16 protein-coding genes are annotated in these 18,876 nt (G+C 38.6%); 10 read left to right on the top strand and 6 right to left on the bottom strand.

Features of this window, described 5'->3' with window-relative positions; translation table 11 throughout:
* The first annotated feature begins 5 nt into the window (after positions 1–5).
* The gene (locus ACLCEG_RS18530) at positions 6–725 is read left to right on the top strand and encodes an MgtC/SapB family protein (RefSeq protein WP_004701047.1); all 720 of its coding nucleotides are present in this window, start codon (positions 6–8) and stop codon (positions 723–725) included.
* A 73-nt stretch (positions 726–798) separates the two neighbouring features.
* Here ACLCEG_RS18530 and ACLCEG_RS18525 read toward each other — a convergent pair whose 3' ends face one another.
* Complete coding sequence (locus tag ACLCEG_RS18525) at positions 799–1,971, bottom strand: benzoate/H(+) symporter BenE family transporter (protein WP_410568717.1); 1,173 nt, start codon at positions 1,969–1,971, stop codon at positions 799–801.
* Positions 1,972–2,158: 187 nt separating this feature from the next.
* Here ACLCEG_RS18525 and ACLCEG_RS18520 point away from each other — a divergent pair, with 187 nt between their 5' ends.
* Positions 2,159–2,632: an Lrp/AsnC family transcriptional regulator gene (locus tag ACLCEG_RS18520; protein WP_004701051.1), complete on the top strand. Its 474-nt coding sequence runs from the start codon at positions 2,159–2,161 to the stop codon at positions 2,630–2,632.
* A gap of 35 nt (positions 2,633–2,667) precedes the next feature.
* Here ACLCEG_RS18520 and leuE read toward each other — a convergent pair whose 3' ends face one another.
* From leuE to ACLCEG_RS18505, 3 genes are all read right to left on the bottom strand, one after another.
* Positions 2,668–3,318: a leucine efflux protein LeuE gene (gene leuE, locus ACLCEG_RS18515; protein WP_004701054.1), complete on the bottom strand. Its 651-nt coding sequence runs from the start codon at positions 3,316–3,318 to the stop codon at positions 2,668–2,670.
* Positions 3,319–3,391: 73 nt separating this feature from the next.
* Positions 3,392–4,381 carry a transaldolase gene (tal, locus tag ACLCEG_RS18510; protein ID WP_107972086.1) on the bottom strand — a complete coding sequence of 330 codons (990 nt, stop codon included), beginning with the start codon at positions 4,379–4,381 and terminating at the stop codon, positions 3,392–3,394.
* A gap of 130 nt (positions 4,382–4,511) precedes the next feature.
* A complete protein-coding gene (locus tag ACLCEG_RS18505; RefSeq protein WP_410568715.1) occupies positions 4,512–5,405 on the bottom strand; it encodes a LysR family transcriptional regulator in 894 nt (297 codons plus the stop codon).
* A 90-nt stretch (positions 5,406–5,495) separates the two neighbouring features.
* Here ACLCEG_RS18505 and aceI point away from each other — a divergent pair, with 90 nt between their 5' ends.
* Positions 5,496–5,930, top strand: coding sequence for a chlorhexidine efflux PACE transporter AceI (gene aceI, locus ACLCEG_RS18500; protein ID WP_005135057.1), 435 nt, complete (start codon positions 5,496–5,498; stop codon positions 5,928–5,930).
* A gap of 60 nt (positions 5,931–5,990) precedes the next feature.
* Here aceI and ACLCEG_RS18495 read toward each other — a convergent pair whose 3' ends face one another.
* Positions 5,991–7,559 carry an acetyl-CoA C-acetyltransferase gene (locus ACLCEG_RS18495; protein ID WP_049066212.1) on the bottom strand — a complete coding sequence of 523 codons (1,569 nt, stop codon included), beginning with the start codon at positions 7,557–7,559 and terminating at the stop codon, positions 5,991–5,993.
* A gap of 235 nt (positions 7,560–7,794) precedes the next feature.
* Here ACLCEG_RS18495 and ACLCEG_RS18490 point away from each other — a divergent pair, with 235 nt between their 5' ends.
* From ACLCEG_RS18490 to ACLCEG_RS18480, 3 genes are all read left to right on the top strand, one after another.
* Entirely contained in the window at positions 7,795–9,186 is a 1,392-nt protein-coding gene (locus tag ACLCEG_RS18490; RefSeq protein WP_410568712.1) for a 3-oxoacyl-ACP reductase, read from the top strand.
* Positions 9,187–9,260: 74 nt separating this feature from the next.
* The gene (locus ACLCEG_RS18485) at positions 9,261–10,115 is read left to right on the top strand and encodes a MaoC family dehydratase (protein WP_410568710.1); all 855 of its coding nucleotides are present in this window, start codon (positions 9,261–9,263) and stop codon (positions 10,113–10,115) included.
* A gap of 71 nt (positions 10,116–10,186) precedes the next feature.
* Positions 10,187–11,446 (top strand): serine hydrolase domain-containing protein, encoded by a 1,260-nt coding sequence (locus ACLCEG_RS18480; protein WP_410568708.1) that lies wholly within the window; start codon positions 10,187–10,189, stop codon positions 11,444–11,446.
* A 53-nt stretch (positions 11,447–11,499) separates the two neighbouring features.
* On the opposite strand, the gene ACLCEG_RS18475 is transcribed toward ACLCEG_RS18480, so the two are convergent.
* On the bottom strand, positions 11,500–12,078 hold the full coding sequence (locus tag ACLCEG_RS18475; RefSeq protein ID WP_077163386.1) for a TetR family transcriptional regulator: 579 nt from the start codon (positions 12,076–12,078) through the stop codon (positions 11,500–11,502).
* Between the two features lie 125 nt (positions 12,079–12,203).
* Here ACLCEG_RS18475 and amvA point away from each other — a divergent pair, with 125 nt between their 5' ends.
* The 4 genes from amvA (at position 12,204) to ACLCEG_RS18455 (ending at position 18,646) form a co-directional block, all read left to right on the top strand.
* Entirely contained in the window at positions 12,204–13,682 is a 1,479-nt protein-coding gene (gene amvA, locus ACLCEG_RS18470) for a multidrug efflux MFS transporter AmvA (RefSeq protein WP_410568706.1), read from the top strand.
* Positions 13,683–13,939: 257 nt separating this feature from the next.
* The gene (gene cpaA / locus ACLCEG_RS18465; RefSeq protein ID WP_410568704.1) at positions 13,940–15,721 is read left to right on the top strand and encodes a metalloendopeptidase CpaA; all 1,782 of its coding nucleotides are present in this window, start codon (positions 13,940–13,942) and stop codon (positions 15,719–15,721) included.
* A 21-nt stretch (positions 15,722–15,742) separates the two neighbouring features.
* Positions 15,743–16,375 (top strand): metalloprotease secretion chaperone CpaB, encoded by a 633-nt coding sequence (gene cpaB, locus ACLCEG_RS18460; protein WP_410568702.1) that lies wholly within the window; start codon positions 15,743–15,745, stop codon positions 16,373–16,375.
* Between the two features lie 123 nt (positions 16,376–16,498).
* Entirely contained in the window at positions 16,499–18,646 is a 2,148-nt protein-coding gene (locus ACLCEG_RS18455; RefSeq protein WP_410568700.1) for a DNA polymerase III subunit gamma/tau, read from the top strand.
* The last annotated feature ends 230 nt before the right edge of the window (positions 18,647–18,876 follow it).

Here is an 18,876-nt window from a genome sequence, read left to right as displayed (position 1 = left end):
GCAAGATGAAGTTGCAATTTCTACAACATGCAGATTTATCCAATATTGTTGATACTTTAATTAGTCTCTCAGTTGCTTTTGTTTTAGGAGCATTAATTGGATTTGAACGTCAATATAGGCAACGGACTGCTGGTCTTCGAACCAATGTACTCGTCGCCGTAGGCGCTGCAATTTTTGTGGATGTTGCAACAAATCTTACTGGAGCAGATGGCGCTGTTCGGGTCATTGCTTATGTGGTTTCAGGGATTGGTTTCTTGGGCGCAGGTGTGATTATGCGTCAAGAAGGTAATATCCATGGCTTAAATACCGCAGCGACTTTGTGGTGTTCTGCTGCGGTTGGAGCTGCAGCAGGTTCCGATTTAATTATTGAAGCTATACTGGCAACAGCTTTTATTTTATCTGCCAATACGTTATTGAGACCGATTGTTCATATCATTGACCGCCGTCCATTAGACGATGACACAGAAGTCTTGCATGTCATTTACATCATATGTGACCGCAGTCAGAGTAAAGTGGTTATGGATGAGTTAAACCTAACGTTGAAGCATCACAATTATCCTGCTAAAGACATTGATGTGACACCTTTTGGAGAAAAAGAAGTTGAGATAGAGGTGACGCTTATTGCGACTTCAATTGAGACAGAAGAAGCACAGCATATTATTAACCACTTAAATGCAATGCCACAAATACGGCAAGCTTTTTGGGATAAAAACGCAATTAATTAATTTAATAAGACTTTGCACTTAACTGTTTATGAAATGCTCTAAACGGTTAAGCGCAAAGTTTTTATTTTAGGCCTTATTTTTTAGCCTTAAACTTAAGAACTACAAATACAATAATACCGACAATCAGACCCCAAAATGCCGAACCTATACCGAAAAATTGGATACCCGAAGCACTACATAAAAAGGTAAATAATGCGGCCTCGCGGTCTTCAACAGGGCCAAATGCAAGTGCAATGTTGTGGCTGATGGTACCAAGTAGTGCAATACCTGCTAAAGCTACAATAAAAATATGAGGAAAAGACATGAGCAAGCTTGTCAGTGTTGCGGCAAATAGTCCCATCAATGCATAGAAAAACCCAGAGCTTATGCCAGCAATATAACGTTTACTTGGGTCAGGATGAACTTGATCGTCAAGACATACAGCCGCACTAATCGCGGCAATATTGACGCTATAACAACCAAAAGGTGCAAGCAAAACTTGGGTTAAACCGGTCCATCCAATGAGTTGGTTAACATGTGGTTTATAGCCATAACTCTTAATCATGGCAATACCTGGTAAATACTGCGAAGCCATACTAATCACAAAAAGAGGTAACGCTAAGCCCAAAAGAGCCGACCAGCTAAAGACAGGACTAATCCAAACAGGTTTAGCCAAAGACCAGTGAAGCGTAGGCATATGAAAGTCTAAAAACACAGGGCAGAGTACGACACCAGCAAGTGCTGTGAACACGATGCTATAACGCGGCCATAATCTTTTTGTAATGATATAAATGACGAGCAAAGATAAAACGAATGCCCAATCATTTTGTAAACTTGCGAAAAGTGAAATACCAAATTTGAGTAAAACCCCTGCAAGCATGGCACTGGTCAAGCTTTGAGGAATATATGAAAGTGCTTTTTGAAAAATTCCTGAAAAACCTAAAATTGCAGTCAGTACACCAACAACTAAAAAAGCACCAATTGCTTCATTTATGCTATATCCACTGCCAGTTGCAATAATTAAGGCGAGACCAGCAGTAGACCAAGCTGTTGCTACAGGGTATTTGAATTTCCAAGAAAGAATAAGTCCTGATAAACCAAGACCCAAACCTAAAGCCCAAAACCATGAGGTAATTTGTTCAGGTGAAGCACCTAAAGCTTGGGCGGCCTGAATCACTAAAATAGCCGAAACACTAATACCAATAAGAAAGGTAATGAAACCCGCGAATACAGCTGGAATAGAAAAATCTTGAAGAATCTTTTGCATGGCTAAATGTTCTAAATCCCTGAAAAATTAATATGTTTCTGCCTACATTTTCAGCTAGGTAAATCTAACAATTTTTTTTAAGAAGGTGCTTTCTATTTTTATCTTAAAAATGAAATAATATTTTTTAAATAGCTATAAATGCTATTATTCATTTCATAGAAATTAATGAATACTGGATATTGTTCTTATGGATGAACAAGCTGAAAATTTAACACCGCTTGATCTGAAAATTATGCGTTGTTTACAAGAAAATGGACGCTTAAGTAACGCCGAACTGGCAAAACTTGTAGGTATAAGCACCTCATCTTGTTGGAATCATACCCAGCGTCTTTTTAAAATAGGGGCAATCTTGGATGTTCGTGCGCGGATTAATCCAGCTACAGTACAGCGTGAAACAATTGTATTAGTGGGTGTGGTACTAGACCGTTCAACACCCGATAGCTTTCAAGCGTTTGAACAGGCATCGGGTGGTTTGGAGAATGTTTTAGAATGTTATTTAGTTGCTGGAGAAGTCGATTATTTTCTAAAAATTCGTGTTAAAGATTTGGCTGCTTTTAACCGATTTCATAGTGAGAAAATTATTGCCTTACCAGGAGTAAGGCAGGTTAGAACATTCTTTGTACTCAATGAAGTTAAAACAGATGGCATGCTTGCATTTTAAAAGTTCAGTATGTTCATCTTTATAGGCTAGGCAGATTACATCGTTGAAGTTGCCAACTTTAAACCAAATCCAAAAAATAAAATTCCAACCAAGAAAATACTACTTGCTGCAATTTTATGGTTTTGTTTAAAAAATGCCGAGAGCTTAATTCCAGAGAAAATAAGCGCTGTTAAATAGCTAAAGCTAATAATTTGTAAAATAACCGCTAAAATTAAAAAACTTAAAGCTGGATAAGCGTAATCTGGATTAATAAACTGAACAAAGAAAGATAAGAAAAATAAAATCGCTTTAGGGTTAAGTAAACTAATACTTAAGGCAGTTTTATACGGGTGAATTTTATCTAAAGTAGGTAAATCAGCCATTTCTGGTTGTGGTTGATTACGTAGTTTCCAGCGTTGAATACTGCCTTGTAAAAGCTTAAACCCTAAATAGGACAAATAAAGTGCACCAACGAGTTTAAGAATAATAAAAACCCAAGGAAATGCTTTTAATAAAGAAGCAGCACCCAGTACGGTACAGAGCATTAAAATAAGATCACCAGTAAAAATACCAAGTGCACCCATATATCCGGTTTTAATCCCGTAGCGTGAAGCAATTGACATCACATATAGAGAGTTGGGTCCGGGTAATAACACAATTAGGAATGTACCAATAATATATGTCGTTATATCTGTTATGCCGAACACAAGAAACCCAATAAAAAACCGATTTTTGTCATAATAACAAAAATCGGCAATTTTGTATGAAAAGTGCAGTTTTTTAAGGTTTAATTTCTGCATCAATTCCAAAAGATTGACGTAATAAAAAACTTAATTGGTCACGAGCTTTAATAAAGCCATCAACACCACCTTGTAAAAGTTGGAATGCCATTAAGTCATGATTAAGTTCGTCTTTAAAGCTTTGTTCATCTTGAGCAGGTCTAACAATAGCCTCTGCTTGTTTTGATTTAGTCGCATCAAGAGCTGCATCAACTGTACGTGTATCTTGCTCAAGCTGGGTAAGTAGCCCCGGTGAAATCGTTAGCAAATCACATCCTGCAAGTCCAAGCACTTGATCAATACTACGGAAGCTCGCACCCATCACTTGAGTTGGAATATTTTGCTGCTTGTAGTAAGTGTAGATTTTCTTAACTGAAACCACACCTGGGTCTTTTTCGATTGGGTAAGCGTCTACACCTTCAGCCTTTTTGTACCAGTCTAAAATACGGCCTACAAATGGCGAAATTAAAGTTACTTTAGCATCTGCACATGCTTGAGCTTGATGCAAACCGAAAAGGAGAGTCAGGTTACAAGCGATCCCTTCAGCTTCAAGTACCTTAGCAGCTTGAATACCTTCCCAAGTCGACGCGATTTTAATCAAAATACGTGACTGATCAATACCATAACCTTTGTAAAGTTCACATAATTCATGCGCTTTTTTAATGGTTGCTTCGGTGTCATATGAAAGGGCAGCATCAACTTCTGTCGAAACACGGCCTTCAATGAGTTTTAAAATTTCTACGCCAAATTTTACGGTTAAAATATCAATGGTTCTTTCAATCAACTCATCACTTTTATAGCCTTCTTCTTTGGCTTGATAATAAGCATCTTCAATGAGCTCTTTACTTTCTGGTTGTTCTGCCGCTGCCGTAATTAATGAAGGATTCGTTGTAGCATCTAAGGGACGAAATTTACGAATGGCATCAAGGTCGCTACTGTCAGCAACAACGGTCGTTAATGTTTTTAATTGGTCAAGTGCTGTATGAGTCATTGATATTCAACATCTTCAGTAATAAATCTTATGTTTTCTTTATAGCACAAACTCTATCCATACTGTCGATATATCAATTGTTATGTTTCAAAGAAAAACGTTTATGTTGTGCATCTAAATTGAAATTATTTTAAGGGACCTGCTGCATTCGCTTATTACGAATATGGTCAATGAGGAATCGTGCAGCAGCACCAAGTTCATTTTCACGGCTCCAAACTAAGTCGACGTAATATTCAAAACACGGTGTAAAATCAAATACATCTAATGCTTTTAGCTTGTTATTTAACTCAGGGTTTTCTTTAAACATTTCTTGTGGCAGTACCCCCCAACCCAAATTACGTAAAATCATTAGGCATGCGGAGTGGTGGTTGTCTGTACGCCAGTAGTGTTTTGAAAATAATAATTCGGGTTTTAACGTCTCATCTCGACTTGCCACCACAATTTGTCTCGTACCCAAAATCTGCTCATAAGAAACATGCTCTTGGCTTGCGAGCGGATGGGTTTTTGAAATAACAGGAATTAAAGCTTCACGTTTGAGTTCTACAAACTGCTCTCTATTGTCTAAATGTTCACGTTCAAACATAAGGGCCAGTTGGGCAGAGCCATCTAGTAACATGTGAAGTGCATCCTCTTGAGGGGCAGACACAATATTAATTTGTAGGTCAGGGAAGCGGCTTTCTAATAGGCAAACATAGTCGGTCCAATTGGTATGTAGCAGCTCAGACACCACAACAATAGTGAGGTTTGGTTCTAGACCAGTACTTAATGCATGGGCGTGTTGTTTCCATTGATTCATTTCAATTAATAGTTGCGCCGTTTTTTCATATAGCACTCGTGCTTCAGCTGTTGGGGTAGGTTCACGGCCTTTACGTTCAAATAATGTCAGGTTCAAATCGATTTCTAAATTAGCAATAGACATGCTTACAGCAGAAGGAACTTTTCCAAGTTTGCGTGCTGCTGCTGAAAATGAACCTGTTTCCATAACGGCTTGGAACATGAGCAATTGTTCTTGATTAATATTCATCTGTCAAAAAAACTGAAAGAACCTAATTGGATTAATCAAAATTATAAAAATAAAATGCACATTATCCAAGTAATTATTGAGTATTTAAAAATGTTGATTTCCAAGAGAAGACTCATTCATGCAATCAGTTATGAAGGAATTTTATTGGTCATCATTGCGATTGCATTAAGTTTTATTTTTAACATGCCGATGGAAGTGACCGGAACACTCGGTGTGTTTATGGCAGTGGTTTCAGTTTTCTGGAATATGATTTTTAACCACTATTTCGAAAAAGTAGAGCATAAATATAATTGGGAAAGAACGATCCCTGTGCGGATTTTACATGCAATTGGTTTTGAGGGTGGTTTGCTGATTGCGACTGTTCCAATGATTGCATATATGATGCAGATGACTGTGATTGATGCATTTATTTTAGATATTGGCTTAACCTTATGTATTTTGGTTTATACCTTTATTTTCCAGTGGTGCTATGACCATATTGAAGATAAGTTTTTCCCAAATGCTAAAGCAGCATCACTTCATTAAAATTAAGTAGTTAAAGTAAAAAAGCACCCATCAGGGTGCTTTTTTAGGTGAATCGTAAAATTATTTCTCTACGATTGCTACAACGCCTTCACCACCTGCTGTACAGATCGAGATTAATGCGCGGCCTGAACCTTTTTCATTAATCAATTTAGCAGCAGTAGCCAAGATACGACCACCTGTTGCAGCAAATGGATGGCCTGCACCTAAAGATGAACCATTTACGTTCAGTTTAGAACGATCAATTGAACCTAAAGGTGCATCTAGACCAAGACGTTCTTTACAGAATTTTTCGTCTTCCCAAGCTTTCAATGTCGACAATACTTGAGATGCAAATGCTTCATGGATTTCGTAGAAATCGAAATCTTGAAGTTTAAGGTTAGCGCGCTTAAGCATACGAGGTACTGCATAAGCAGGAGCCATTAACAAACCTTCTTTAGGGCCGTTCTTACCAATGAAGTCAACAGCTGCTGTTTCAGAGAAAGAAAGGTAAGCTAAAACTTCATGACCGTTTTCTTTTGCCCATTCTTCAGATGCAAGCAATACAACAGAAGCACCGTCAGTTAACGGAGTTGAGTTACCTGCAGTCATTGTTGCAGTTTCGCCTTTACCGAAAACTGGTTTTAACTTAGCAAGTTTTTCAACTGTACTGTCTGCACGTAAGTTGTTATCACGGTTAAGACCCAAGAAAGGAGTCATTAAGTCATCAAAGAAACCACGCTCATAAGCAGCAGCAAGTTTTTGATGGCTGCTTGCAGCTAGCTCGTCTTGTGCTTCACGAGTGATACCCCATTCTAAAGCAGTAATTGCTTGGTGCTCACCCATTGAAAGGCCAGTACGTGGTTCACCGTTGCTTGGTGCATCAAGAAGCTTTTTAAAATCAATTTTTGTTAAAGCTTTAAGGCGGTCTTTACCCGTTTTAGCAACATTGAGCTCAAGTAAAACTTTACGTAAGCCATCACCTACAGCAATCGGCGCGTCAGAAGTTGTATCTACACCACCTGCAATACCTACATCGATTTGACCAAGTGCAATTTTGTTGGCAACGACAAAAGCTGCTTGTAAACCTGTACCACATGCAATTTGAATGTCATAAGCAGGAGTTTCAGGAGCAAGATCTGTGCTCAGTACAACTTCACGAGTCATGTTGAAATCACGGCTGTGTTTTAAAACAGCGCCCGCAACAACTTCACCAATACGCTTACCTTGTAAATTAAAGCGTTCAACCAAACCATTCAATGCTGCTGTCAGCATGTCAGAATTAGACGCTTTGAAATAAGCAGTATTTGAACGTGCAAATGGAATACGGTTGCCACCAATAATTGCAACGCGGCGAACAGTGTTTTGACTCATGGTTTTATCCTGTTGAACAGAAGGTTTGGTTTTTGTTGCTTTTGGTGCTGCAGCTACATTTGAAGATGTAGACGGGGTTGCTGAAGCAGCGCTCTTACTACGAGGGCTACGTGCAGGTGCAGTCGTTGAACGAGTACGTGTCGTTTTTTGTGTATTAGTTGCTGCTTTAGGAGTAGTGCTGTTACGCTTAGCCGTGTTAGAAGCCGACTTTGATGTATTTGACACTTTTTCCTGAGCAGAATTCTCGACTGCTGGATTTTCTTGAGTTGTTTTGCTCATAAGGCTTTTCCAAGCATAATAACGATATTCTTGCTAGCTACCTTAACACAATTCAAATAGACCTGTATTGACTAGAATGACATTGTAGATAGCATTCAGGTCAAGACATCCAAAGATGAACTCAAGTATGATTTGGAGTAACTCTAATGAACGACTGATTTCATATTGTTTCTGTCCATCTCATAACATAATGAAGCCTGTCGTAGAAAATTCATTTCTTTGAGAGATAATAATCATGACTGATCAATACCAAGCATTTACACAATCTCCTATTGGTAAATTCGTTGTTAAAAATCTGGGTTTACCATCACCTGTTGTATTAGAGCGTTTTGAAAGTGCTCAGCCAGTAGTGAATGGTGCAGTATTGGTTGGCGCAGCGCCGTCAAGTGTATTGTCTGGTGAGATTGCACAAGTACTTAGCAATATTCATGCTGACAGCTATGTAGGCAATAATGTTGCATTACAACAAGAAGCTGCAAAAGTAGGTTTAAATTTACGCCCATTCAATGCAGGCGATAAAGAATCAAAATTCAAAGCAGTAGTATTCGATGCGTCTGGTATTCAAAACTCAGAACAGTTAAACGAACTTTATAAATTCTTTAATCCGATTGCACGTCAAGTTGCAACTTCTGGTCGTGTAATTGTGATTGGTACAACACCTGAAACTGCAAAAACTGTAAAACAGGCGATTGCTCAGCGTGCACTTGAAGGCTTTATCAAATCTGTAGGTAAAGAGTTTAAAAAGGGTATTACTGCTCAAGTTGTTTATGTAGACGAAGGTGCTGCTGCAAACCTTGAATCAACTTTACGTTTCTTGCTTTCTCCACGTTCAGCTTATGTGTCTGGTCAAGTAATTCGTGTATCTAAAGCAGATGTAGTTGATGTTGATTGGGCAAAACCGCTTGCTGGAAAAACTGCGTTAGTAACTGGTGCAAGCCGCGGTATTGGTGAAGCAATCGCACATGTGTTGGCACGTGATGGTGCTCATGTAATTTGTTTAGATGTACCACAACAACAAGCTGACCTTGACCGTGTAGCTGCTGACATTGGTGGTTCTACATTGGCAATTGATATTACTGCTGCCGATGCAGGCGAAAAAATTAAAACTGCTGCGGCTAAACAAGGCGGTTTAGATATTATCGTTCATAACGCAGGTATTACTCGTGACAAAACTTTGGCAAACATGAAGCCAGAGCTTTGGGACTTGGTAATTAACATTAACTTGTCTGCTGCTGAACGTGTAAATGACTACTTGTTAGAAAACGATGGTCTAAATGCAAATGGCCGTATTGTTTGTGTATCATCTATTAGTGGTATCGCTGGTAACCTTGGTCAAACCAACTATGCTGCATCTAAAGCTGGTGTGATTGGTCTAGTTAAATTTACTGCGCCTATCTTAAAAAATGGTATTACCATTAACGCAGTAGCACCTGGCTTTATCGAGACTCAAATGACGGCGGCAATTCCATTTGCAATTCGTGAAGCTGGTCGTCGTATGAACTCAATGCAACAAGGCGGTTTACCTGTTGATGTAGCAGAAACAATTGCATGGTTTGCATCAACTGCGTCTACAGGTGTAAACGGCAACGTTGTACGTGTGTGTGGTCAAAGCTTATTGGGCGCTTAAGCACTTTTAGCCAAATAGGGGTGCTTGTGCATCCCTTTTTTATTCAAGAATCTATAAATTATAAAAGGTTAGGTATGAATACTCGTCATTTTAGCCAACTACCAAAAGCGGCATTGGCTTATCCAAAAGTAGTACAAGGCTTAATTTTTAAAAAGCCTCAGGGGCCAAAAATCTTGCCACAAGTTGAATATGTGGTAGACCGTCTTGAAATTGATCAGAGCCATCTCAAAGCTTATAACGAAGTATGTGGCTTTCAAAATAATGGTTTTGTACCGGCAATTTATCTGGCTGTGCTTTCTCAAAGTTTGCAAATGCACATGATGACAGCAGAAGCCTTTCCATTTCCAATTTTAGGTTTAGTGCATATCCGTAACCAGATTAAACAAACCAGACCAATTGGTGTAACTGAAAAACTCACTCTATCATGTAAATTTGGGGAACTAAAACCACATGATAAAGGTGTTCAGTTTGACTTTATTACTACGGCAAAAGTTGGCAATGAAGTAATGATGGAAGGTTTAACGACTTATTTATCTCGCCAAAAAGTCGAGAAAAGAGTAGGTGAGAAAGCTAAAGAAGAACAAGCGCCAGCTTATGTTCCAAAGGCAGAGTGGGATATTTTAGAAAACACAGGCCGCCGTTATGCGAAAGTGTCTGGTGATTTTAACTTAATTCATATTCATGCCATTACAGCAAAAGCATTTGGCTTTAAACAGGCCATTGCGCATGGTATGTGGAGCAAGGCTAAAGCATTAGCGAATCTTGAGTTACCTAATGCTTATGAAGCAGATGTGTGGTTTAAGCTACCAATGTTCTTACCGTCAAAAGTTGAGTTTTTAACTGCTAATACAGACAAAAAGACTGACTTTTTGATTCGTAATGCAAAATCGAAAAAACCGCATGTTGCAGGAACTGTAAAAGCATTATAAAAATATCAGCAGCCTGAACAGAGGTTTGGGCTGCTTTTGAGCAAAATAACAAAAAATGCAAGGAACTTCATGTGATTAAAGAAATTTTACTGGCCGATACCCATAACTATCACGGTATTTTAGATGAACGTTTTATTGATTTAGCCCACCAATTTAGCCGTCTTCAAGATGCTAGAACAGGACAAGGTGGTGCTGCATTAGCGGTTTATTTTAGAGACCAGAAAGTTGTAGATATCTACACCGGTCTAAAATCACAAAATGAAGCTTGGCAACCTGACACTTTGGCAGTTTGCTACTCTACAGGTAAGGGTGTACTTGCAACCTTGGCGCATATTTTAGTCAGTGAAGGTTTTTTAGAATACGATAAACCGATTGCGACTTATTGGCCTGAGTTTGCTCAAAATGGTAAAGAGCAAATGACTTTACGCCATGTGCTGAGCCATCAAAGTGGTATGTTTGATATTCGAAATATTATTGAAAGTGCGAGGGAAATGCTGGACTGGTCACATATGTTAGATGTGATGGCAGCCACCAAGCCAAGATTCCTTGCAGGACAGGGCAATGCATATCAAGCTTTAACATTTGGTTGGCTTGTCGGTGGCGTGCTTGAAAAAGCAACTGGTCAATCTTTAGATCAACTCATGCAAAAATATCTTGTTGAACCTTTGCAGTTAGACGGTGCTTATTTTGGTACGCCTGCAAGTGAGCTGGAACGGGTAGCACGGTTAATTATTCAACCAAAATCAGAAAAACTAGCACCTACTCAAGCTGAAAAACCTAACAAACCTCAGCCGCGCAAAAGTTCTCTTTCTGAAAAAATGATTACATGGACTGGGCAGGACCCACAAGACTTTCAAGATGCCATGATTCCAAAAGGAATGAAGAATTTTAGTTTCTTTAGTGATGAGGGATTACAAGCAGTTATTCCGGCAGCAAACGGTACATTTACTGCAAACAGTCTTGCTAAAATTTATGCGATGCTAGCAAATCAAGGTGATTGGGATGGAAAGCAACTTATTCGCCCAGAAATATTTAAAGAACTCAGTACCATTCAAAGTTATGCACGTGATCGTGTCATGCCAATTCCGATGAATTGGTGCTTAGGATATCACCGCATTATTACCATGGGTAAACGCGCTAAAAATGGCTTTGGGCATATTGGTTACAATGGCTCAGGTGCATGGTGTGACCCTGAGCGTGATCTTAGCTTTGCTTATACACATAACTTCCAGATTGGTTCAATCACGGGCGATTACCGTTTGTGGGGGCTTACTCAAGAAGCCTTACGTTGCACCGATCAAGTTTTAAAAGGACGTAAAGGCTGGTTCTAAGTTTTATATAATCAATAAATGCTGGTGTTTTTAATAAATGCCAGCTTCAATATTTATAATAATTCTAGACGAATAATTGCTTCGGTATGACGCTTAAAGTCTTCTTCAGCTAAACCTTGTAAACCAAGTTGATAAATACCTTCTAATCCACATACAAAGGCAATGAGCCGCCAAGCTATGTCTGTTGAATTAGATGTATTTTTAAATTCACCTTCTTTCTTGCCACATTCAATCGCTTGCACAATAGATTCATGCCAACTCTGCATGGCAAGGTTATACGCCTTTCTTATTTCTGCATCTTGTTCAATCAAGAGTTCAGCTTCATTCCATAATCGTAAATAAGGCTGAAGTCTGTCGATATTTTCTGCACCTAACAAAATGAAGAGTCTTTGAAATTGGCTAGTGGTTTTTAAGGTTTGCTCAATTTCATCAAGTTGTTCCATGAGCTTTAAAAAAGCTTCAGCTTTTAAATGAGATGCCGAAGAAAAATGATGGTGAACTTGTCCAGTTGATGTTTGTGCTTCTGTTGCGATTCGGCGTACCGTCATGGCTGTAAAACCTTCAGCCAAAGCAACTTGCATGGCAGCTTGCAGAATCATTTCTCTGCGTTGATCGCGATTAAGATAGGCCATGTTTCTTTCACCTGACTGAATTCGGCACAAATTACATTAAAACTAAAAGTTGGACAAGTGTCCAATTGTGTATATAATAACCATGATTTGAACAGGTGTCCAAGTTTTGGATATTGAAGAGCGTTATGCAAAAAAAATGGTTAATCCTGACAATTATCGTCCTTATTTATTTACCAGTTACGATTGATGCAACTGTGATGCATGTTGCAACACCGTCTTTAAGTGCAGCATTGAATTTAACTGCCAATCAGCTTTTATGGGTCATTGATATTTATTCACTGATTATGGCGGGTTTGATTTTGCCGATGGGTGCACTTGGTGATCGTATTGGCTTTAAAAAATTATTATTTATTGGAACTGCAATTTTTGGAGTCGGTTCTCTAGCTGCGGCCTTTTCTCCAACAGCTTACGCGCTAATTGCTTCCCGAGCAGTTTTAGGTTTAGGGGCAGCGATGCTTATTCCTGCCACTTTATCGGGTATTCGTAATGCTTTTACCGAAGAAAAGCAGAGAAATTTTGCACTTGGTCTTTGGTCTACAGTGGGTGGTGGCGGAGCAGCTTTTGGTCCATTGGTTGGTGGTTTTGTACTAGAACATTTCCATTGGGGAGCTGTATTTCTTATCAATATCCCGATTATTTTAGTCGTTCTAGTCATGATCGCGATGATTATTCCAAAACAACAAGAGAAAACTGATCAGCCAATTAACCTAGGGCAAGCTTTAATTTTGGTTGTAGCCATTTTAAGCCTCATCTATTCAATTAAATCGGCGATGTACAACTTCTCGGTACTTACAGTCGTGATGTTTGTGGTGGGTATAAGTACTTTAATTCACTTCATTCGAAGCCAAAAAAGAACGACCATGCCAATGATTGATCTGGAATTGTTTAAACATCCAGTGATTTCTACCAGCATTGTGATGGCAGTTGTTTCCATGATTGCTTTGGTTGGCTTTGAATTACTCTTGTCTCAAGAGTTGCAGTTTGTGCATGGGTTTTCTCCATTACAAGCAGCCATGTTTATTATTCCATTTATGATCGCAATTAGTTTAGGTGGTCCATTAGCCGGAATCTGTTTAAATAAATGGGGACTTAGACTTGTATCTACTGTCGGTATTTTAATAAGTGGATTTAGTCTCTGGGGGCTTGCTCAGCTTAACTTTTCGACCGATCACTTCTTAGCTTGGACGTGTATGGTCTTTTTAGGCTTCAGTATTGAGATTGCCTTACTGGCTTCAACTGCTGCCATTATGTCATCTGTTCCACCACAAAAAGCAAGTGCAGCAGGTGCGATTGAAGGTATGGCCTATGAGCTTGGAGCTGGTTTAGGCGTCGCTATTTTCGGGTTAATGTTATCTTGGTTTTATAGCCGCTCAATTATTTTACCAGCAGAGCTTCCATCGAACTTAATTGAAAAAGCGAGTATCTCGATTGGTGAAACCATGCAATTAGCTTCTAACCTTGAAAGCCCTTTGGGAGGGCAATTAATTGAAGTTGCTCAGCAAGCTTTTAGCTATGCGCATAGTTGGGTACTCACTATTTCAGCTATTTGTTTCTTCCTTTTAACTGTATTTGTCTGGTTTAACTTTCCTAAGAAAGTAAACTAAAATAAAGGGTAAAAAGAGAGATTTATCTTTCTTTTTACCTTCAAATGTCTTTTTTAATATTTTCTTTATAATAAATTTAGTTATTTAATTCTCATAAATAACCCATTCTTTAATAAATTTCATGTTTTTATTTCAAAATGATTCAATATTCATGTAATTGAAATTTAATGAAAAATTGATTGATCGAAAATTGACTGTAAAAAAATGGTTTGTTAACCTGCTATTCGAAAATCTAAAAACAAATAAAAGAGGCCGCTGTGAATTTTAAATTAAAAACATCACTTATTATTGGAGCAATTGTTGCGTCTTCACTTGTGTATGCCGCAACTGTACTTTCACCAAATCAGAATAATAATAGTGGATCAATACCATCTGGTTATTCAGATTTAGAATTTTCTTTAGCTAATGGGAATTGGGTCAAAAATCTCTCTTTACCAGCAAGTGCTAATAATTCGGACAAAATTACAATCCGTTCTAGTGCTGCCTATAGTAGTTATTTAGATACTTCTAATACGAATATTCCGTTAGAAGTGTTGAAGATAAATAGTGGAGATGTTTATCAACTCATCTTTAATAGCAGTCAAAATAAATGGATTGCTCAGCTAGCGACGGTTAGTCCTACCAATGGTACTAACTATGAGGTCGTACCTTTAACAACCGCATCAATGCAAAAAGTACTCATTCAAAATGACAAATGGGCACAAACCATTGCATTACCGAGTGATGTACGTGACGGAACAACCGTACAAGTTGTTTCTACAGCAAGTGCAAGCTCAGAGATTGATAAAACAAATTTACTATTCCCGAGCAGTTTTACATTAAAAAATGGCTCTGAATATTGGTTTAAATATTATTCTGCTTTAGGAAAATGGGTTCCAGAGTATATAAAACCTCAGAAGCTAAATGTTCAGCAAATCGGAACATCTTTAGCCGCGGTAAGTAGCCCGCTAACGGAAGTTTCATTTGGAGATGGGAGCTGGGTCTCGAATTTCACTTTGCCTACCACTGCAAGTGATCGAGATAGAGTTATTATCAAGTCTACAGCGACTTGGTCAGCAAAGATTAATAATACCAATGTTAATAGCCAAGCGACTTTAACGCTTAAAACAGGCGATCAATATGAGTTTATGTATGTAAGTGATAAAGGCTATTGGCAGCTGATCTCTTCACCAACAAAGGTGATTGATTCAACGGCAACAATCCCTGCAACTTTACCGAATATGACTCAGCCCACTTTAAAGGTGAAACTGTCTACATCAAATTGGCAACCGACCTTGCAGCTACCAGCTCAAGCTCAAGTCGGGGATAAGGTGGTTATTGTGTCGAATGCATCGGCAAACACCTATATTAATGCTGCTAATGGCTTGTCTACTGCAATTAAAAATGGTGAAAATCGCCGTTTTATTTACACTGCTCAAGGCTGGACAGTAGATAGTTATACAATTGATATGTTGTTAGTTTCTAGTCCAGAAGTAAATGCAATTTTAGGAGAGAGCGCTGCAAAACTTAGAATGATTGAAGGCGTAAATCTAACAAACTTAACCGCTGAAAATTCAAATGCGCGTTTTTACTTAAGAGATGTGGGCTATTTAACTTATAAAATCCCTGCAGCCACTTTAAAAGAAGCGATCTCGACTGGACGAGATGACACGACGGTACAGAATGAGCGTAAACGTGTATTGGCAGACGGTGTTTATTATCAAGGTAATGAGCCGGGCGATGGTGGCTGTGGTTGGGCTTGGATCAATGCTTCTGCATATAATATGATTGGTGCAAATGATATTGCAGGTTGTTCTTTTGCCGCTATGCGCCATGAAGTCGGGCACAATCTTGGCCTGTACCATAATGGTTCAACTAATATTGGCTCAGGCTTTGCTCATCCGTTAGGAAGTACCGCAATGGGTGGTAATAATATTAATTTCTATTCTAGCCCATACCTATACAACCCGAAATATGGTGTACGTTTAGGTGAAGAAGGAAAAATTGATGCTGTCAGTGTCATTAACCTGAACGCACAGAAAATTTCTCTATATAACTAATCTCTATTTTAGCTGTAAATAATGAAGAAAAATAAATTGTTAATAGGAACTGCTATCGCTTGTGTGGCGTTAGCAGTTTTAATCTGGTTTGCTTTTTCACAGCGAAGCTCTTCTGCTTTAACGTCGCCTTTAGAAAGTCAGCAAGAGTCTGGGACAAAAGTGGCAGATAGTCAGAGTGAATTTTCTCGTCAAAATATGCTGAATTTGAGTTCATCAGAAAAGGAAAAGTTGTCTAGGCAACAAATTGTTTTTAATGAAATAGAAAAAGATCAGCTTCCTTCTAATATTAATTTTCCGCTGCTTAAAAATGCGAAAGGTATGGTCATTAAATATGATCCAAATGTGATTGAACTTAAAAAAGTGGGCGACACTATTAAGTTTCAAATGTTGGAAAATGGCATTAATCGCACAGGGAAAATTGTAGAGATCGAACCTGTTGACCAAGATATTGTTCGATGGACTGGAAAATTTGATCAGGGCGATCCGAACCAGAATTTCTTTACCATTACTCAAAGTCAAAAAGATCACTATACGATCATGCAGATTTTTACCGAGAAAGGAAATTATTCGGCTGAAATTAAGGATGGTGTAGGGCTGGTCCAAACCATGGATGAAGGTGTAACTGATCAAGAGCTTCATCATGATCATCCTTAAACAAATAAATGGTTCTGGTAGAGAAAAGAAGTCAGTTCGCAGTTTATCTGTACGGATATGAGCTTTATGCGTTCACACTCTTTTAAAAACAAAGTATGCTTATGCCTGTAAAAAGGAGCATACATGTATCAAGTACTTGCTAGAAAATACCGTCCACGTAATTTCAATGAGTTAGTGGGGCAAAACCATGTTTCTCGTGCATTAAGTAGTGCATTGGAACGCGGTCGTCTTCACCATGCTTATTTATTTACAGGAACGCGTGGTGTAGGTAAAACTACAATTGCACGTATTTTAGCCAAGTGTTTGAACTGCGAAACAGGTGTGACTTCAACGCCGTGTGAAGTCTGTGCAACGTGTAAAGCGGTAAATGAAGGCCGTTTTATTGACCTGATCGAAATCGATGCTGCTTCAAGAACAAAAGTAGAAGATACACGTGAACTTTTAGACAACGTTCCTTATGCGCCAACGCAAGGTCGTTTTAAAGTTTACCTGATTGACGAAGTACATATGCTTTCTACGCATTCTTTTAATGCGTTATTAAAAACCCTAGAAGAACCACCAGAACACGTTAAATTTCTGTTTGCTACGACTGACCCACAAAAGCTACCGATTACGGTTATTTCACGTTGTTTGCAATTTACTTTACGACCTTTAGCCGTCGATGAAATTACCAAGCACCTTGGCGCTATTCTTGAAAAAGAGCAAATTAATGCCGATCAAGATGCAATTTGGCAAATTGCTGAATCTGCTCAAGGTTCATTACGTGATGCATTATCTTTAACTGACCAAGCGATTGCTTATGGTCAAGGTTCTGTACATCATCAAGATGTTAAAGAAATGCTTGGCTTGATTGACCGTACGATTATTTATGATTTGATTTTAGCGGTTCATCAAAACCAACGTGAAAAAGTGAGTCAGCTTTTATTGCAATTTAGACATCAAGCGTTAGATGTTTCACTGGTGCTTGATCAGTTAATTTCGACATTGCATGAATTGGCAATTTTACAATATCTACCTGATTTGAGTTTGAAATATAGCGATGAAATCAATCGCAAAATCATGCAATTGTCTAAGCTGATTTCTGCTCAAGATTTACAGCTTTATTACCAAATCGCATGTAAAGGTCGTTCAGACTTGCAACTTGCCGTAACGCAAGAGCAAGGTTTTGAAATGTGTATTTTACGCTTATTGGCTTTCCGTCCTTTAGCACCTAATGAAATTTTAGTTTCAGAGCCTGTTCAACAAAATGAGCAAGCAGTGATGGGGCTAAACTCACAAGCGCAATCAACAGTTCAAGATATTACTCCTGTAAGTACTGTTCAGCCGGTTGAAGTTATTAACCAACCCGCTATGGTTGAACCTGAACCTGAACCTGAACCTGAACCTGAACCTGAACCTGAACCTGAACCTGAACCTGAACCTGAACCTGAACCTGAACCTGAACCTGAACCTGAACCTGAACCTGAACCTGAACCTGAACCTCAGTCTAATCAGGATTTAATGGTATTTGATCCAAATCATCATGAGCTAATTGGGCTTGAGTCAGCAGTTGTTCAAGAAATAATTAGTGTTCTGGAAGAAGATTTCATTCCCGTGCCAGAACAAAAGGCAGTACAAGTTCAGACTGAAACTCAGGCCAAAAAAATTGAACCTGAGCCAACTTTTACGGCTGAGCCGCAAGGTTTGTTTGAAACATCTGATACTGAGTTTTCTCTTGGTCAGGATGCGCCTTTAACTCATGACTTGGTTTCTGAACCTGTTATTGAGCAGCAACCATTGGTGCAAGCTGAAGTGGTTGTTGAAACTGCTACAGCTGAAAAAGAATCTAGCGCAACTGATAACGGGCAGTTGATGCCTCAGGATATTTTGAAGCTTTCTGCTCAAGTCTTAGCAGGTGAGTGGACACTTGAAAAATGGGAATACTGGTTTAGAAACAGCCAGCTTTCTCCAGCCGTTCAAGAACTTGCTCAACATGGTGTAATGACTGGAGAAATTGGAGGCAATACGATTTTCCATATTCCTCAAGAATATGAAAATATGTTGACCCAATTACAACAAGGCCTCATTGATGCATTAAACCAGCAATGGCCGAATACACAATTTACGGTTGAGTATGGTGCAGTTAATACATCTACACCTTATGTCATGCAAAGCATTCGTAAAGAAAAAGCTTTCCATAGAGCGACAGAGCTATTACAGCAACAACCCGTTATAAAAAGCCTGATTGATACTTTTGATGGCGAACTCCAAAATATTCAATTAAAGCCTTAAATTTACATAAATTTTGATCTGGTGAGAAATGTGGAAATAATAGAATTTTCATATTTTTCACTGGATTGAAATATTCAAGTCACGCCACTGTCATTGTACTTTTCTATGTTAGCCATTTTAGATTTTAAATGGACTATATATCGTCATGAAAAGGCAATGCACAGGAACAACTTCCTTTAAATATTCTTATTTTTTATTGATCGGCGCCATTCTGCTGAGTGGTTGTAACG

Source organism: Acinetobacter sp. H1(2024), assembly GCF_046557555.1.
GTDB lineage: Bacteria > Pseudomonadota > Gammaproteobacteria > Pseudomonadales > Moraxellaceae > Acinetobacter > Acinetobacter seifertii.
This window is presented reverse-complemented; position numbering and strand designations above follow the sequence as displayed.

Coding starts and splice junctions, on each gene's coding strand:
- ACLCEG_RS18505 (WP_410568715.1), bottom strand. CDS start 5,405: ATGAATATTAATCAAGAACAATTGCTCATGTTCCAAGCCGTTATGGAA.
- tal (WP_107972086.1), bottom strand. CDS start 4,381: ATGACTCATACAGCACTTGACCAATTAAAAACATTAACGACCGTTGTT.
- aceI (WP_005135057.1), top strand. CDS start 5,496: ATGTTGATTTCCAAGAGAAGACTCATTCATGCAATCAGTTATGAAGGA.
- ACLCEG_RS18455 (WP_410568700.1), top strand. CDS start 16,499: ATGTATCAAGTACTTGCTAGAAAATACCGTCCACGTAATTTCAATGAG.
- ACLCEG_RS18530 (WP_004701047.1), top strand. CDS start 6: ATGAAGTTGCAATTTCTACAACATGCAGATTTATCCAATATTGTTGAT.
- ACLCEG_RS18475 (WP_077163386.1), bottom strand. CDS start 12,078: ATGGCCTATCTTAATCGCGATCAACGCAGAGAAATGATTCTGCAAGCT.
- ACLCEG_RS18520 (WP_004701051.1), top strand. CDS start 2,159: ATGGATGAACAAGCTGAAAATTTAACACCGCTTGATCTGAAAATTATG.
- amvA (WP_410568706.1), top strand. CDS start 12,204: ATGCAAAAAAAATGGTTAATCCTGACAATTATCGTCCTTATTTATTTA.
- ACLCEG_RS18495 (WP_049066212.1), bottom strand. CDS start 7,559: ATGAGCAAAACAACTCAAGAAAATCCAGCAGTCGAGAATTCTGCTCAG.
- ACLCEG_RS18485 (WP_410568710.1), top strand. CDS start 9,261: ATGAATACTCGTCATTTTAGCCAACTACCAAAAGCGGCATTGGCTTAT.
- cpaB (WP_410568702.1), top strand. CDS start 15,743: ATGAAGAAAAATAAATTGTTAATAGGAACTGCTATCGCTTGTGTGGCG.
- ACLCEG_RS18525 (WP_410568717.1), bottom strand. CDS start 1,971: ATGCAAAAGATTCTTCAAGATTTTTCTATTCCAGCTGTATTCGCGGGT.
- ACLCEG_RS18490 (WP_410568712.1), top strand. CDS start 7,795: ATGACTGATCAATACCAAGCATTTACACAATCTCCTATTGGTAAATTC.